At 68.0% G+C, this 13,844-nt stretch carries 14 protein-coding genes and 2 pseudogenes; 11 read left to right on the forward strand and 5 right to left on the reverse strand.

Going from position 1 to position 13,844, the window contains the following annotated elements; translation table 11 throughout:
- From AC5IG3_RS14045 to AC5IG3_RS14065, 5 genes are all read right to left on the reverse strand, one after another.
- The gene (locus AC5IG3_RS14045) at positions 1–441 is read right to left on the reverse strand and encodes a YeeE/YedE family protein (protein ID WP_491906920.1); all 441 of its coding nucleotides are present in this window, start codon (positions 439–441) and stop codon (positions 1–3) included.
- A gap of 76 nt (positions 442–517) precedes the next feature.
- Entirely contained in the window at positions 518–1,624 is a 1,107-nt protein-coding gene (locus AC5IG3_RS14050) for a YeeE/YedE family protein (protein WP_491906921.1), read from the reverse strand.
- 14 nt (positions 1,625–1,638) lie between these two features.
- On the reverse strand, positions 1,639–2,937 hold the full coding sequence (locus tag AC5IG3_RS14055) for an FCSD flavin-binding domain-containing protein (protein ID WP_491906922.1): 1,299 nt from the start codon (positions 2,935–2,937) through the stop codon (positions 1,639–1,641).
- A 19-nt stretch (positions 2,938–2,956) separates the two neighbouring features.
- Entirely contained in the window at positions 2,957–3,280 is a 324-nt protein-coding gene (locus AC5IG3_RS14060; RefSeq protein ID WP_491906923.1) for a c-type cytochrome, read from the reverse strand.
- A 61-nt stretch (positions 3,281–3,341) separates the two neighbouring features.
- Complete coding sequence (locus tag AC5IG3_RS14065) at positions 3,342–3,746, reverse strand: thioredoxin fold domain-containing protein (protein WP_491906924.1); 405 nt, start codon at positions 3,744–3,746, stop codon at positions 3,342–3,344.
- A gap of 127 nt (positions 3,747–3,873) precedes the next feature.
- Between AC5IG3_RS14065 and AC5IG3_RS14070 the strand changes: the two genes are divergently transcribed.
- From AC5IG3_RS14070 to fumC, 11 genes and pseudogenes are all read left to right on the forward strand, one after another.
- The gene (locus AC5IG3_RS14070; RefSeq protein ID WP_491906925.1) at positions 3,874–4,221 is read left to right on the forward strand and encodes an ArsR/SmtB family transcription factor; all 348 of its coding nucleotides are present in this window, start codon (positions 3,874–3,876) and stop codon (positions 4,219–4,221) included.
- A 44-nt stretch (positions 4,222–4,265) separates the two neighbouring features.
- Positions 4,266–5,593 (forward strand): annotated as a pseudogene (soxC, locus tag AC5IG3_RS14075) (sulfite dehydrogenase).
- Positions 5,594–5,617: 24 nt separating this feature from the next.
- Positions 5,618–6,741, forward strand: a pseudogene (locus tag AC5IG3_RS14080) (c-type cytochrome).
- Positions 6,742–6,780: 39 nt separating this feature from the next.
- The gene (gene soxY / locus AC5IG3_RS14085; RefSeq protein ID WP_491906926.1) at positions 6,781–7,239 is read left to right on the forward strand and encodes a thiosulfate oxidation carrier protein SoxY; all 459 of its coding nucleotides are present in this window, start codon (positions 6,781–6,783) and stop codon (positions 7,237–7,239) included.
- Between the two features lie 27 nt (positions 7,240–7,266).
- Positions 7,267–7,578: a thiosulfate oxidation carrier complex protein SoxZ gene (gene soxZ / locus AC5IG3_RS14090; RefSeq protein ID WP_491906927.1), complete on the forward strand. Its 312-nt coding sequence runs from the start codon at positions 7,267–7,269 to the stop codon at positions 7,576–7,578.
- Positions 7,579–7,588: 10 nt separating this feature from the next.
- A complete protein-coding gene (gene soxA, locus AC5IG3_RS14095; RefSeq protein WP_491906928.1) occupies positions 7,589–8,380 on the forward strand; it encodes a sulfur oxidation c-type cytochrome SoxA in 792 nt (263 codons plus the stop codon).
- A gap of 17 nt (positions 8,381–8,397) precedes the next feature.
- Positions 8,398–9,036, forward strand: coding sequence for a sulfur oxidation c-type cytochrome SoxX (gene soxX / locus AC5IG3_RS14100; RefSeq protein ID WP_491906929.1), 639 nt, complete (start codon positions 8,398–8,400; stop codon positions 9,034–9,036).
- A 28-nt stretch (positions 9,037–9,064) separates the two neighbouring features.
- A complete protein-coding gene (soxB, locus tag AC5IG3_RS14105) occupies positions 9,065–10,786 on the forward strand; it encodes a thiosulfohydrolase SoxB (RefSeq protein ID WP_491906930.1) in 1,722 nt (573 codons plus the stop codon).
- A 15-nt stretch (positions 10,787–10,801) separates the two neighbouring features.
- Positions 10,802–11,845 carry an MBL fold metallo-hydrolase gene (locus AC5IG3_RS14110; protein WP_491906931.1) on the forward strand — a complete coding sequence of 348 codons (1,044 nt, stop codon included), beginning with the start codon at positions 10,802–10,804 and terminating at the stop codon, positions 11,843–11,845.
- A 49-nt stretch (positions 11,846–11,894) separates the two neighbouring features.
- Positions 11,895–12,290, forward strand: coding sequence for a DsrE family protein (locus tag AC5IG3_RS14115; protein ID WP_491906939.1), 396 nt, complete (start codon positions 11,895–11,897; stop codon positions 12,288–12,290).
- Between the two features lie 96 nt (positions 12,291–12,386).
- Complete coding sequence (gene fumC / locus AC5IG3_RS14120) at positions 12,387–13,766, forward strand: class II fumarate hydratase (RefSeq protein ID WP_491906932.1); 1,380 nt, start codon at positions 12,387–12,389, stop codon at positions 13,764–13,766.
- The last annotated feature ends 78 nt before the right edge of the window (positions 13,767–13,844 follow it).

Raw genomic sequence — 13,844 nt, forward strand, 5'->3', positions numbered from 1 at the left:
TCAGAGCAGGTGCTTGATGACGTAGACGACGGCAAAGCCCGCGCCCATGAAGGCCAGCACGTTGGCCAGTGACCGCAGCGAAAAGCGGCTCAGGCCGCAGATGCCGTGGCCGCTGGTGCAGCCGTTGCCCATGCGCACCCCCACGCCCACCAGCAGGCCGGCCAGGACGAGCGCGCCGGTGCTGGCGACGTTGACGGTCTCCGGCAGCGGCTTGAACCACTGCCACAGCGTGGGCGCCAGCACCATGCCGCCGATGAAGGCCAGCCGCACGCCCTGGCCTTGCAGCGAGCCGCGCATCAGGCCTTGCAAGGCGCTGCCGACGATGCCGGCAATGCCCGCAATGCGGCCCGCGCCGAGCATCAGCAGGCTGGCGCTCAAGCCGATCAGCAGGCCGCCGATCAGCGATGACCAAGGGGTGAAGTGGGCGAAATCGATGTTCATGGGTGGAAAAAGCCGGGCGGCTCCGAAGCGTTGAACTCAGCGCAGAGTGTAGATCAAACTACCCATGGGGGTATATTTACGCCAACGACCGGGCCTGCCACTTGAGCATGGCCACGGCGCCCATCACGATGGCGGCCAGAGCGATCACGCTGCCCACGCTCAGGGTCGAGATGCCCGACAAGCCCTGGCCGATGGTGCAGCCCAGCGCCGTGACGCCGCCCACGCCCATCAGCGCACCACCGACCAGGTGGTGGCCCAGGTCGTCGGTGGTGCGGAAGCCTTCCCAGCGGAAGCTGCGGGTGGCCAGCGCATGCAGGGTCGAGCCCAGCAGCAGGCCCACGGCCGAAGCCATGCTCAGGCTGATGAGCCGCGAGCTGTCGCTGAAGTACTGCAGGTAGTCGCTGACGTAGGCGATGCTTGCCACGAAGGTGAGCGCCTCCATGCGCCGCGAGCTGGTGGCGATGTGCACGGCCTCCAGCGTCTGCGGGTGCTCAGGCACGAAGCCCAGCCGGCCCGAGATCAGCCAGGCCAGCACCACGATCAGCCCGACGCCGGCGCCGCCCAGCATCAACTCGGCCGACCGGGCCTCGCGCGCGGCCAGAGCCCAGGCGATCAGTCCGCCGCCCACCAGCACCGCCAGCGCGCCGGCCAGCATTGGCACCGGCACGCCGCTGAAGGCGCCCAGCAGCGTCGGCAGGTCCTGGCCGGCGGGCAACTCGATGAACACCGTGTCCAGCCAGCGCACCCGTGCCACCGCCGTGAGGCCCTTGAGCGTGGCAAAGCCGGTGAAGGCCACCACGCCCAGCACTACCACCGACTTGAGGTTGCCCGCGCCGGCGCGCAGCAGGTTCTTGCTGGCACAGCCCGAGGCCAGCACCATGCCGGCGCCGAACATCGCGCCGCCGACCGCCGCCGAGAGCCAGTTCAGCCGCGTGCCGGCATAGATGCTGTCGGCCGCCTTGAGCCAGCCCAGCGCGACCAGGCCGTTGAAGCCCAGCACCGCCACGCCGATGGCCAGCGCCCACATGCGCGCCCGACCCCAGTCGCCCAGGTGCACCACATCGGCCACCGCGCCCATGGTGCAGAAGCGCACCTGCTGAGCCAGTGCGCCCAGCGCAACGGCCAGCGCAAAGCTGGCCCAGAGCACCTGGTGCGTGAGTTGAAGAAGGTCTTGATCCGTCATGCGTTCATGATGGCTCAAGCCAGCGTGTCAGCCCAGATGTTGGTCGCCCACGACAGGCCGTAGGCCGCCTCCAGCTCGCTGGCTGCCGCCGAGACGCCGCCCGAGCCCGGCACCGTCTCGAAGGTCTTCTTCTCGGCGTTGTACTGGTGCACGCTGGCGACGTGGATCACCTTGTCGGGCGAGACGAAGCTGTAGCAGGTGTTCATCACCACCGGCGTCGGGTTGGGCGGCAGGCCGGCAAAGGCATTCAGGATGGCCGCAGCCGCCACCTTGGCGTGCTGGTTGGCCATGTGGCCGGACTTGGGCATCAGCGGCGCCGACAGCGTGGCGTCGCCCAGCACGTGGATGTTCCTGGCGGCGGTGGACTCCATCGTCAGCCAGTCGACCGCGCACCAGCGCTGGTTGGCGTTGATCAGGCCGGCGGTCCTGGCGATCTCGCCGGCGCGCATGGGCGGCAGCACGTTGAGCACGTCGGCACGCACGTCATCGAGCTGCATCTTGGCCGTGAGCGTGCGCGCATCGACCTCGGCCAGCGCGTTGTTGCCGCGGAACTCGACCATGCCCGGGTACAGCTCGGCCCAGGCTTTCTTGAACAGGCCGGGCTTGGAGGTCACGTCCGGGTTGGCGTCCAGGATCAGCACCTTGGAGCGCGGCTTGTGCTGCTTGAAGTAGCTTGCCACCTGGCAGGCGCGCTCGTACGGCCCGGGCGGGCAGCGGTAGGGCGCCAGCGGCACGGCGATGGCGAACACGCCGCCGTCGGGCATGGCCTCCAGCTGCCGGCGCAGCGCCAGGGTCTGCGGGCCGGCCTTCCAGGCGGTGAGGATGCGGCCGTCGGCCTCGGCCGCTTTCAGGCCGCCGATCTGGTCGACCATCAGCTCGACGCCCGGCGAGACGATCAGCCGGTCGTAGGGCAGCGCCTTGCCGCCTTCGAGCCGCACCAGGCGCTTGTCGGCGTCGATGGCCGTGACCTCGGCCTGGACCATGTTGACGCCCAGGCGGCGCAGGCCGTCGTAGCTGACGGTGATGTCGCTCATCTGCTTGCTGCCGCCGATCACCAGGTTCGAGATCGGGCAGGAGATGAAGCTGGCCTGGCGGTCGACCACGGTGACGTCGACCTTGCCCTCACCCCAGCGGCGCAGGTACTTGGCGGCGGTCGCACCGCCGTAGCCTGCGCCGATGATCACCACCTGGGGGCGAGCGCGGCCGATGACGGACGCGCAGCCGCCGAGCGCGAGTGCCCCGAGCGCGCTGCCACCCACCAGGGCGCCACCCAGGATGCGGCGGCGCGAGAGGGTCGATTCAGTGTTCTTCATGAGGTGTCTCCTGCCAGCTTCAGTTCTTTTGTTGGGCGAAATAGCTGGCAACTTGCGTGATCTGCGCGTCGCTATAGCCTTTGGCGATCTGGTGCATGATCGTCGCAGGCCGTTGGCCCGCCTTGTATTCGGCCATCGTGGCGATCAGCTTGTCGGCGGGGTAGCCGGCCAGCGCCACGACCGCGCCCTGGGCGCGGCCATCGGTGCCGTGACAGGCGGCGCAGGTGGCGGCCAGGTTGCGGCCGAGTTGCGGGTCCGGCGTCTGGTTGGCGGTTTGCGCCAACGCACTCACCGAGCCCAGGGCCGCGCCGATCAGCGCGCAGGTTGAAGCCAGTTTTTTCATGGTGTTGTCTCCTCGGAACAGGGATTGGAAGGCCGACGTGCCGGCGCCGTGATGCGCGAGATCAGCCCGCGGCCGATCGGGCCGCCGTGCGCGCCTGGGCGATGCGGGCGTCCAGGTACGCACCAAAGAAGTCGCGTGACAGGCCGACGATGGCCGGCGCGAGTTCGCGGCCGGTGGCACCGAAAAACATCACCGTGGGGGCGAAGCGCGCGCCGTGGGCGCGTGCCAGTTCGGCTTGTGTGGTGCGGGCGCCATGCCAGTCGATCATGGTTTGGGCGTTGCCGATCTCGACCTCGGCCACCGTGATGTCGGCCGGGCCCTGGAGCGCCAGCGGGCGCAGGTAGTGCTGGCGAACGGTGGCGCAGAAGCTGCAGCCTTCCTGCGAGAACAGCACGACGGAAATGGCGCCGGCACGGCGTCCCAGCGCAGGGCTCAGCGGGGTGAGAGAAGGGTTGGCGTTGTCCACCCGCCGATTGAAATCGTGATTGGTCAAGCCGGCTGCTGGGAAAAACCCGAATGCGAATATAAGCATAAACGCATATGCTTATGTTCAATCAAGCAAACTCACCGCTTTGAATCACTTGGAAATCGTCATGGATGAGATGAATGAAGTGTTCGAGTCGGTGGCGCGCTACTTCTCGCTGCTGGCGGACCCGACCCGGCTGCGCATCATGCACACGATCTGTCAGGACGAGAAATCGGTCAATCAGATTGCCGAGGAAGCGGGCTCGACCCAGCCCAATGTCTCGCGCCATCTGGGCCTGCTCTACCAGGCGGGCGTGGTGACGCGGCGGCGCGAGAGCAACCAGATGTTCTACCGCGTGGGCGACAGCGCCTTCACGGAGATCTGCCGCACGGTGTGCATTCGCGTGGCAGGCGAGCTCGATGAGAACAAAGACCTCAAACGCAGCTTCAACGACGTGATCAACGAGTTGAGCTGACCCCCGCTGACGGAGACAAGACATGAAACCCAAGCCCCCCGCAGATGTCCGGCCGCATCCTCAAAGCCCCCGAGGGCCACTTGTCGGATGAACAACTGGAGCAGGCCCGCAAGGCGCGGCGCAGCTTCATGGGCCGGGCGCTGGCGATGGGGGCGGGGGCGACGGCCATGGTGGCGGGGGCGGCGCGCGCAGCCGTGTCAGGGGATGGCGACCCCGCCATCCTGAACCTGCCCGAGCACACCAAGGGCCTGGGCAACCCGGTGGCGGCACTGGGCTACGGCCTGCCGTCGAAGTGGGAAAAGTCGATCCAGCGGCGCGAAAGCCCGGGGCTGACGCGGGTGTCGCAGGCGTCGGTGTCGTTCTGTCCGCTGCAGTCGATGTTCGGCATCCTGACGCCCAGTGGGCTGCACTTCGAGCGGCATCACCAGGGCTGGTGGGACATCGACCCGTCGCAGCACCGGCTGATGATCAACGGCCTGGTCAAGCAAGCGCGCGTCTTCACGATGGACGACCTGATGCGGCTGCCGTCGATCTCGCGCATCCACTTCATCGAATGCGGCGCCAACAGCGCCATGGAGTGGGCCAACTCGGCCGTGCCGTCGGTGCAGTACACGCACGGCATGGTGTCGTGCTCGGAGTTCACCGGCGTGAAGTTGTCGACGCTGCTGGAGCTGTGCGGCGCCGACCTCAAGAAGGGCCGCTACGTGCTGGCCGAGGGCGCCGACGGCTCGTCGATGACGCGCACCATTCCGATGGAAAACGCGCTCGACGACGTGATGGTCGCCTGGGGCATGAACGGCGAAATGCTGCGACCCGAGAACGGCTACCCGCTGCGCCTGGTGGTGCCGGGCATCCAGGGCGTGAGCTGGGTCAAGTACCTGCGCCGCATCGAGGTGGGCGACATGCCGTACCACACCAAGGACGAAGAGGTGCACTACATCGACCTGATGCCCGACGGCACGCACCGCCAGTTCACCTCGATGCAGGAGTGCAAGTCGGTCATCACCACGCCCTCGGGCGGGCAGACGCTGGCTGGACAAGGGTTTCTACAACGTCACCGGCCTGGCCTGGTCGGGGCGCGGGCAAGGTCAAGCGCGTGGATGTCAGCGCCGACGGCGGCCGCAACTGGCGCACCGCGCGCCTGGAAGGCCCGAGCCTGAGCAAGGCCTTCACCCGCTTCAACATCGACTGGGTCTGGGACGGCGGCCCGGCCGTGCTGCAGTCGCGCGCTGTGGACGAGACCGGTTACGTGCAGCCCAAGATCAACCAGTTGCGGGCGGTGCGCGGCACCAAGTCGATCTATCACAACAACGCGATCCAGTCGTGGCGTGTCGGTGAGAACGGCGAAGTCTCCAACGTGCAGATCTACTGAGCCCGGAGACCCCAGATGAAACCCATGCCCACCCTTGCCCGCCTGCGCCAGTTGGCGCTGCCCTTGCTGCTGTCCACCCTGGGAACGGTGGCCCAGGCTGCACCCGCTGCCCCTGCCGTCGCCCCGTCCACCGACGCCATGCGCCAGATCGGTCGCACCGCCACGCCCGCCGGAGGTGCAGGCCTGGGACATCGACGTGCGCCCGGACTTTGCCGGCCTGCCCCGGGGCGCCGGCTCGGTCAGCCAGGGCGAACGCATCTGGGAAGAAAAGTGCGCGTCGTGCCACGGTGCCTTCGGCGAGTCCAACGAGGTGTTCACGCCGATTGCCGGCGGCACCACCAAGAAGGACATCGAGACCGGCCGCGTCGCCAACCTGGCCCGCAACGGACTACCCGCAGCGCACCACGCTGATGAAGGTCTCCACGGTGTCGACGCTGTGGGACTACATCAACCGCGCCATGCCCTGGAACGCGCCCAAGTCGCTCACGACCGACGAGGTCTACGGTGTGCTGGCCTACATCCTCAACCTCGGCGAGATCGTGCCGGCGGACTTCACGCTGAGCGACCAGAACATCGCCCAGGTGCAGGCGCGCATGCCCAACCGCAACGGCAAGGTGTTCTACCGCGACATGTGGGGCACGCACGGCAAGGGCGACGTGAAGAACGCGCTGTGCATGAAAGACTGCCCGCTGGAGCATCCCAGCATCACTTCCAGCCTGCCCGACTTTGCCCGCAACACCCACGGCAACCTGGCTGAGCAGGCGCGCGGCTTCGGCCCGGCGCGTGGCACCGACACCAGCCAGCCGCCCCGGGCGCAGAAGGTCGGCCTGGCCGCGCCGGCTGCCGCCGCGACCGTGCCTGCTGCGAAGCCGGCGTCGGCCGCAGCGGCCGGACCGGACGTGCAGCAACTCCTCAAGGCCAACGCCTGCACCGCCTGCCACGGCGTGACCCACAAGATCGTCGGTCCGGCCTTCCGCGACATCGCCACGAAGTACCAGGGCCGCGCCGATGCGGTCGACTATCTCGCCGGCAAGATCCGCAAGGGCGGCCAGGGCGTTTGGGGGTCCATCCCGATGCCCGCGCAGGCGCAGCTGAAGGAAGCTGAGGCCCGTGCGATGGCGCAGTGGCTGGCCGACGGCGCCCGTTGAAAAAACATCTCTCCGACTGAAGCACTGAAAGGAATTCCCATGAAACAGACCTCACGCCGCGATCTCCTCAAGCAAGGCGGCGTCTGGGCCGCCCTGGTGAGTTGCGGTCTGCTGACCCACCAGCAGGCGCTGGCGGCGGCGGACGCTTCCGCCTACGAAGCCAAGACCATGGATGAAGTGCTCAAGGCCCTGGGCGGCACGCCGGTCGACAGCAAGGAGGTCAGCATCACCTCGCCCGACATCGCCGAGAACGGCGCCGTGGTGCCCATCGCCGTGACCAGCAACCTGCCCAAGACGCAGGAAATCTACATCGTGGTCGAGAAGAACCCGACGCCGCTGACGGCGGGCTTCGTGCTGCCCGAGGGCACCGATGCCTTCGTGGCCACCCGCGTCAAGATGGGCCAGAGCACCAACGTCTATGCCGTGGTGCGTGCCGACGGCAAGCTCTATTCCACCTTCAAGGAAACCAAGGTCACCCTCGGTGGCTGCGGCGGTTGATCGATTTCGAGACTCAAGGAGAACACCATGGCAGACCCGATGCGCATCCGCGCCCAATTCAAGGACGGCGCCACTGAAGTCCGCGTGCTGATGGCCCATGTGATGGAAACCGGCCAGCGCAAGGACGCCGCCGGCAAGACCATCCCGGCGCACTACATCTCCGACGTGGTGGCCAAGCATGGCGACCGCACGGTGCTGACGGCCAAGTGGGGCCCGGCGGTGTCGCAGAACCCGTTCCTGCAGTTCCGCTTCCGCGGCGCCAAGGCGGGCGAGAAGGTCAGCGTCAGCTGGACCGACAACAAGGGTGACAAGCGCACCGACGAAGCTGTCATCGCCTGAGGAAACCACCATGAAGCGCCTGCTGACCACGGCCTGTCTGGCCGCACTGGCCTCGTCCGCCCTGGCGCAAAGCGCCACCGACGAGATCGCCAAGTACCGCGAGATGATTGCCGACGGCAACCCCGCCGAGCTCTACGAAGCCAAGGGCGAAGGGCTGTGGCAGCAGGCGGACGGCCCCAGGAACGCCACGTTGCAGAAGTGCGACCTCGGCCTGGGGCCGGGCGTGGTCAAGGGCGCCTATGCGCAACTGCCGCGCTACTTTGCCGACACCGGCCGGGTGCAGGACCTGGAATCGCGCCTGATGACCTGCATGAGCACGCTGCAGGGCTTCGATGAGGCCGAGCTGGTCAAGACGCCGTTCGGCAAGGGCAAGAAGGCCGATCTGGTGGCGCTGGCCACCTACATCTCGGCCGAGTCCAAGGGCATGAAGGTCACGGTCAAGCCGGTCCATGCCAAGGAAAAAGAGATGTTGGCGCTGGGCCGCAAGGCCTTCTTCATGCAGGCCGGGCCGCATGACTTCTCGTGCGCGGCCTGCCACGGCGAAGAGGGCCGGCGCATCCGCCTGCAGGACCTGCCCAACATCACCACGCCCGAAGGCGCCGCCAAGGGCTGGACCACCTGGCCGGCCTACCGGGTGAGCAACGGCCAGATGTGGTCGATGCAGCACCGCCTGAACGACTGCTTCCGCCAGCAGCGCTTTCCCGAGCCGGTCTACGGCTCGGACCTGACGATCGCGCTGTCCTACTTCATGGCCGCGCAGTCCAACGGTGCGGTCATGGCCACGCCCGGCATCAAGCGCTGAGTCGCAGGAGACATCGCATGAAGTACTACTCAGCCCTCGCTGCCGTTCTGCTGGCCGGCTGCGCTGCCCCCGCACCGCAGGAGCTGCCGCTGCAAGCCCGCTTCGACGCCATGATCAAGGCCGGCTTCCAGGCCAACGGCCAGGCCACGCTGGCCCGGCTCGACCAGGACGCCACGCAGAAGCTCTGCTCCGAAGAAGGGGCGGCCAGCGACAAGACGCTGGAAGCGGCCCGCAGCGCGCTCGAAGAAGCCAACCTCAAGGCGGTCCGCTGGCCCAGTGACGGCCAGTACCTGGGCGACTGGAAGCAGGGCGAGGCCATCGCCCAGAGCGGTCGCGGCCTGACCTGGACCGACGCGGCCGGCACGCCCAACGGCGGCAATTGCTACAACTGCCACCAGATCGACAAGAAGGAAATCTCCTTCGGCACCATCGGCCCGAGCCTGTGGAACTACGGCAAGCTGCGCGGCGTGGCCGACCCCAAGGCGCCCGAGAGCCAGCCCATCGTCCAGTACACCTGGGGCAAGATCTGGAACGCCAAGGCCTACAACGCCTGCTCCAACATGCCGCGCGCCGGCCACATGGGCATCCTGAGCGAAGCCCAGATCCGCCACGTGATGGCGCTGCTGCTCGACCCCAAGTCCCCCGTCAACCAATGACCCAACCAAGCCAACAAGGGGCAGCACCATGAGCCTGGGTCGCCGTGAATTTCTGCAGCTGCTGGCTGCCGCATCTGCCGCCGGCATGACGCTGGACAGCCCGCAGGTGCTGGCCGCCCAGGCCGGCGCGGGTGAAAAGCTCTACGACGTGCCGAAGTTCGGCAACGTCAGCTTCATGCACTTCACCGACTGCCACGCGCAGTTGTTGCCGATCCACTTCCGCGAGCCGAGTGTCAACCTCGGCGTGGCCGGCGCGCTGGGCCGCGCGCCGCACCTAGTGGGCGACAAGCTGCTGAAGGCCTTCGGCATGGCGCCCGGCACGGCGGCGGCACATGCGTTCAGCTACCTCGACTTCGAGCAGGCCTCGCGCACCTACGGCCGTGTCGGCGGTTTTGCGCACCTGGCCACGCTGGTCCAGCAGGTGCGCGCCAGCCGGCCGCACGCGCTGCTGCTCGATGGGGGCGACACCTGGCAGGGCTCGGCCACCGCGCTGTGGACGCAGGGCCAGGACATGGTCGATGCCTGCAAGCTGCTGGGCGTCAACCTGATGACCTCGCACTGGGAGTTCACGCTCGGTGCCAAGCGGGTGCAGGAGATCGTCGAGAAGGACTTCAAGGGCCAGATCGAGTTCCTGGCCCAGAACGTCACGACCACCGACTTCGGCGACCCGGTCTTCGCGCCCTATGCGCTGCGCGAGATGAACGGTGTCAAGGTGGCCGTGATCGGCCAGGCCTTCCCCTACACGCCGATCGCCAACCCGCGCTGGATGGTCCCGGACTGGAGCTTCGGCATCCAGGACGAGAACATGCAGAAGATGGTCGACGAGGTGCGCGCCAAGGGCGCCAAGGTCGTGGTGGTGCTGTCGCACAACGGCATGGACGTGGACCTGAAGATGGCCAGCCGGGTGCGCGGCATCGACGCCATCCTGGGCGGCCACACCCACGACGGTATGCCCGCGCCCAGCGTGGTCAAGAACGCCAGCGGCCAGACGCTGGTCACCAACGCCGGCTCCAACAGCAAGTTCCTGGGCGTGCTGGACTTCGACGTGCGCGACGGCCGGGTGATGGACTTCCGCTACAAGCTGCTGCCGGTCTTCGCCAACCTGCTGCCGGCCGACCGCGCCATGCAGGCGCTGATCGACAAGGTGCGCGCGCCCTACAAGAACAAGCTCGACGAGGTGCTGGCCGTCAACGAGGGCCTGCTCTACCGGCGCGGCAACTTCAACGGCACCTGGGACCAGCTGATCGTCGACGCCATCATGGACGTCAAGGGCGCGGAGATCGCCTTCTCGCCCGGCTTCCGCTGGGGCACCAGCCTGCTGCCGGGCCAGCCGATCACGCGCGACCTGATGATGGACCAAGTCGCCATCACCTACCCGGCCACCACGCTCACCGACATGACGGGCGAGACGATCAAGACCATTCTGGAAGACGTCTGCGACAACCTCTTCAACCCTGACCCCTATTACCAGCAGGGCGGCGACATGGTGCGCGTGGGCGGGCTGGAGTACACCTGCACGCCGAACGCGAAATCGGGCGCGCGCATCTCGGACATGCGCCTCAAGGGCAAGCTGATCGAGGCCGGCAAGACCTACAAGGTCGGCGGCTGGGCGCCGGTGGCCGAAGGCGCGCAGGGCACGCCGATCTGGGACGTGATGGAAACCTACCTCAAGGCGCAGAAGGTCATCCAGCCGCGCAAGCTCAACCAGCCCCGGCTGGTGGGCGTCGAAGGCAACCCCGGCCTGGCCTGATCGGGCTGCTCCGAGATGTGCCAAGCCTGTGACGCTGCCGCAGATCGTGCCGGGCGGCGGCGTGCGCTCGGCGTGTTCGCCGCCGGGCTGCTGACGGGCCTGGTGCCATCGGTGCGGGCCGTCGCTGCAGGGGCGGCATCGGCTGACGCCGAGTTCGAGCCCGTCAGCGTGCCGATGGCGCCGCTGCAGGTGTCCCCGCACTGCTACTACGTGCTGGGCCAGTCGGGTGTGATCTCGGCGGAGAACGAGGGTTTCAACTCCAACGCCGGCTTCGTCGTCACATCAGATGGCGTGGTGCTGTTCGATGCGCTGGGCACGCCCGCGCTCGGCCGGCAGCTCCAGACCGTGATCGGCGGCGTGACGCCACAGCCGGTGCGGCGCGTGGTCATCAGCCATTACCACGCCGACCACCTCTACGGCGTACAGGCCTTCCAGGCGCCGGGGGTCGAGGTCTGGTCGCATGTGCGGGTGCGCGACTACCTGGCCAGCGAGGCGCCGGTGGCGCGGCTGGCCGAGCGGCGCCAGTCGCTCGCGCCCTGGGTCAACGCCCGCACGCGGGTCGTGCCGCCGGACCGCTATGTGGGTGAAGACACCCGCTTCACGCTGGGTGGGCTGACCTTCCGCCTGATCCACGCCGGCCCGGCGCACACGCCCGAGGACCTGATGATGCTGGTCGAGGAAGACGGCGTGCTCTTCGTTGGCGACCTGGTCTTTGCCGGGCGCATTCCCTTCGTGGCCGATGCCGATGTGGGCGCCTGGATTGCCGCGCTCGACCGCGTGCTGCAGTTCAAGCCGCGCGTGGTGATCGGCGGCCACGGCGTGGCGTCCACCCGAGGCGAGGCCGACCTGGCGCTGACCCGCGATTACCTGGTCTACCTGCGCGGGCAGATCGCCGCAGCGTTCGAGGAGGGGCTGGATTTCAACGCCGCCTACCGCCGCATCGACTGGTCGCGCTTTGTGCACCTGCCCGCGTTCGAGGCCGCCAATCGCCGCAACGCGTACCAGACCTATCTCAATGTCGAGCAGGATGCGCTGCGCGGCATTCAGACTGGCCAGTGACCCTCAGGAGCCTGCTGTGAAGAATCTGCTGCGGACGGCGTTGTTGACCATGGGACTGCTGATCGGTGCCTTGACCCAGGCGGCCGAGACGCCCATCCAGGCGGTCTATCACCTGATGGAAGGCCTGCCGCAGGCCAGCCGGGCCATGAACAACATCCGCAACCACCTGGACGCCGACCCGACGGCACGGATCGTGGTCGTCACGCACGGCCCGGGCATCGAGTTCCTGCTTGATGGCGCGCAAGACGCCCAGGGCCGGCTGTACGCCGGGCCGATTGGCGAACTGGCCAACCGGGGCGTGCAGTTCCGCGTCTGCAGCAACACGCTGGTGACGCGCCACATTGACCGCGACAAGGTCGTGATGGAAGCCAGCATCGTGCCCTCGGGCGTGGCCGAGGTGGCACGGCTCCAGGCGCGCGAAGGTTTTGTCTACCTCAGGCCCTGAAAACGCAAGAACGTGCAGCCGTGAAAACGGCCTGCCGAGAGGTGGCGGGTGTAGCGTGTACAGGTCTGAAGACCGTTCATGCACCCGGACCACCCCATGCCCACCACCCCCACCACCCGCACTGAAACCGACAGCTTCGGCCCCATCGAGGTGCCACTGGACGCCCTCTGGGGCGCGCAGACCGAGCGCAGCCGGCGTTTCTTCGCCATCGGCGCGCAGCGCATGCCGCTGGAACTGGTGCATGCGCTGGCCGAGATCAAGCGCGCAGCGGCCGAGGTTCACCGCGACCTGGGCCTGATGGACGCGGTCAAGGCCGAGGCGATCGCCGCCGCCGCTGCCCGCGTGGCCGCCGGGGAGTTCGACGCGCAGTTTCCGCTGTCGGTGTGGCAGACCGGCTCGGGCACGCAGAGCAACATGAACGTCAATGAGGTGGTCGCCGCGTTGGCGTCCACCGCACTGGCGCAGCGCGTCCACCCGAACGACGACGTCAACCGTGGCCAGTCGTCCAACGACGTTTTCCCCACCGCCATGCACGTGGCGGTGGCGCTGAAGATGCGCCCGCTGCGGGCGTCGCTGGCGCGGCTGCGGCAGGCGCTGCAGGTCAAGGCGGACGGTTTTGCCGACACGGTCAAGATCGGCCGCACGCACCTGCAGGACGCCACGCCGGTCACGCTGGGCCAGGAGTTTGGTGGCTATGCCGCGCAACTCGCGCTGGCCGAGGCCGCGCTGCAGCAGGCGCTGCCGCATGTGCAGGCGCTGGCCATCGGCGGCACGGCGGTCGGCACCGGGCTGAACACGCACCCGCAGTTTGGCGCCCGGGTGGCAGCGGTGCTGGCGGCGCGCCTGGGCGAGCCGTTCTGCGTGGCCGACAACCTGTTCGCGGCCATGGCCGGGCATGAGGCGCTGGTCGGCCTGCATGGCGCGTTGCGCTTGCTGGCGGTGGCGCTGACCAAGATCGCCAATGATATCCGGCTGATGGGCAGCGGTCCGCGCGCCGGGCTGGGCGAGTTGCGCCTGCCGGAGAACGAGCCCGGCAGCTCGATCATGCCCGGCAAGGTCAACCCGACCCAGGTCGAGGCGCTGACCATGGTGTGTGCCCAGGTGATGGGCCACGACGTGGCGATCGGCTTTGCGGCCAGCCAGGGCCACTTCGAGCTGAACGTCTACAAGCCGCTGATCGCCTACGACGTGCTCGACAGCCTGCGTCTGCTGACCGATGCGATGGCGAGTTTTTCAGCGCACTGCGTCGAGGGCATCGAGGCCCACGCCGCGCGGGTGCAGGAACTGCTGGGCCGCTCGCTGATGCTGGTGACGGCGCTCGCGCCGCACATCGGCTACGACCGCGCCGCGCAGATCGCCAGGCACGCCAGCGCGTACGACCTCAGCCTGAGGGACGCCGCGCTGGCGGTCGGCGGCGTCAGCGCCGCCGACTTCGACGCCTGGGTCGATCCCCGCCAGATGCTGGGACCGGCCTGAGGCGCCGCGACTTCAGACGCCGTGGTCTTTCAGCCAGTCGCGCGTGAGCTTGGTGGCGTAGGTGGCGGCGGTCTTGTC

Origin of the sequence: Leptothrix sp. (in: b-proteobacteria) (genome assembly GCF_965250675.1) — a bacterium.
Taxonomy (GTDB): domain Bacteria; phylum Pseudomonadota; class Gammaproteobacteria; order Burkholderiales; family Burkholderiaceae_C; genus Sphaerotilus.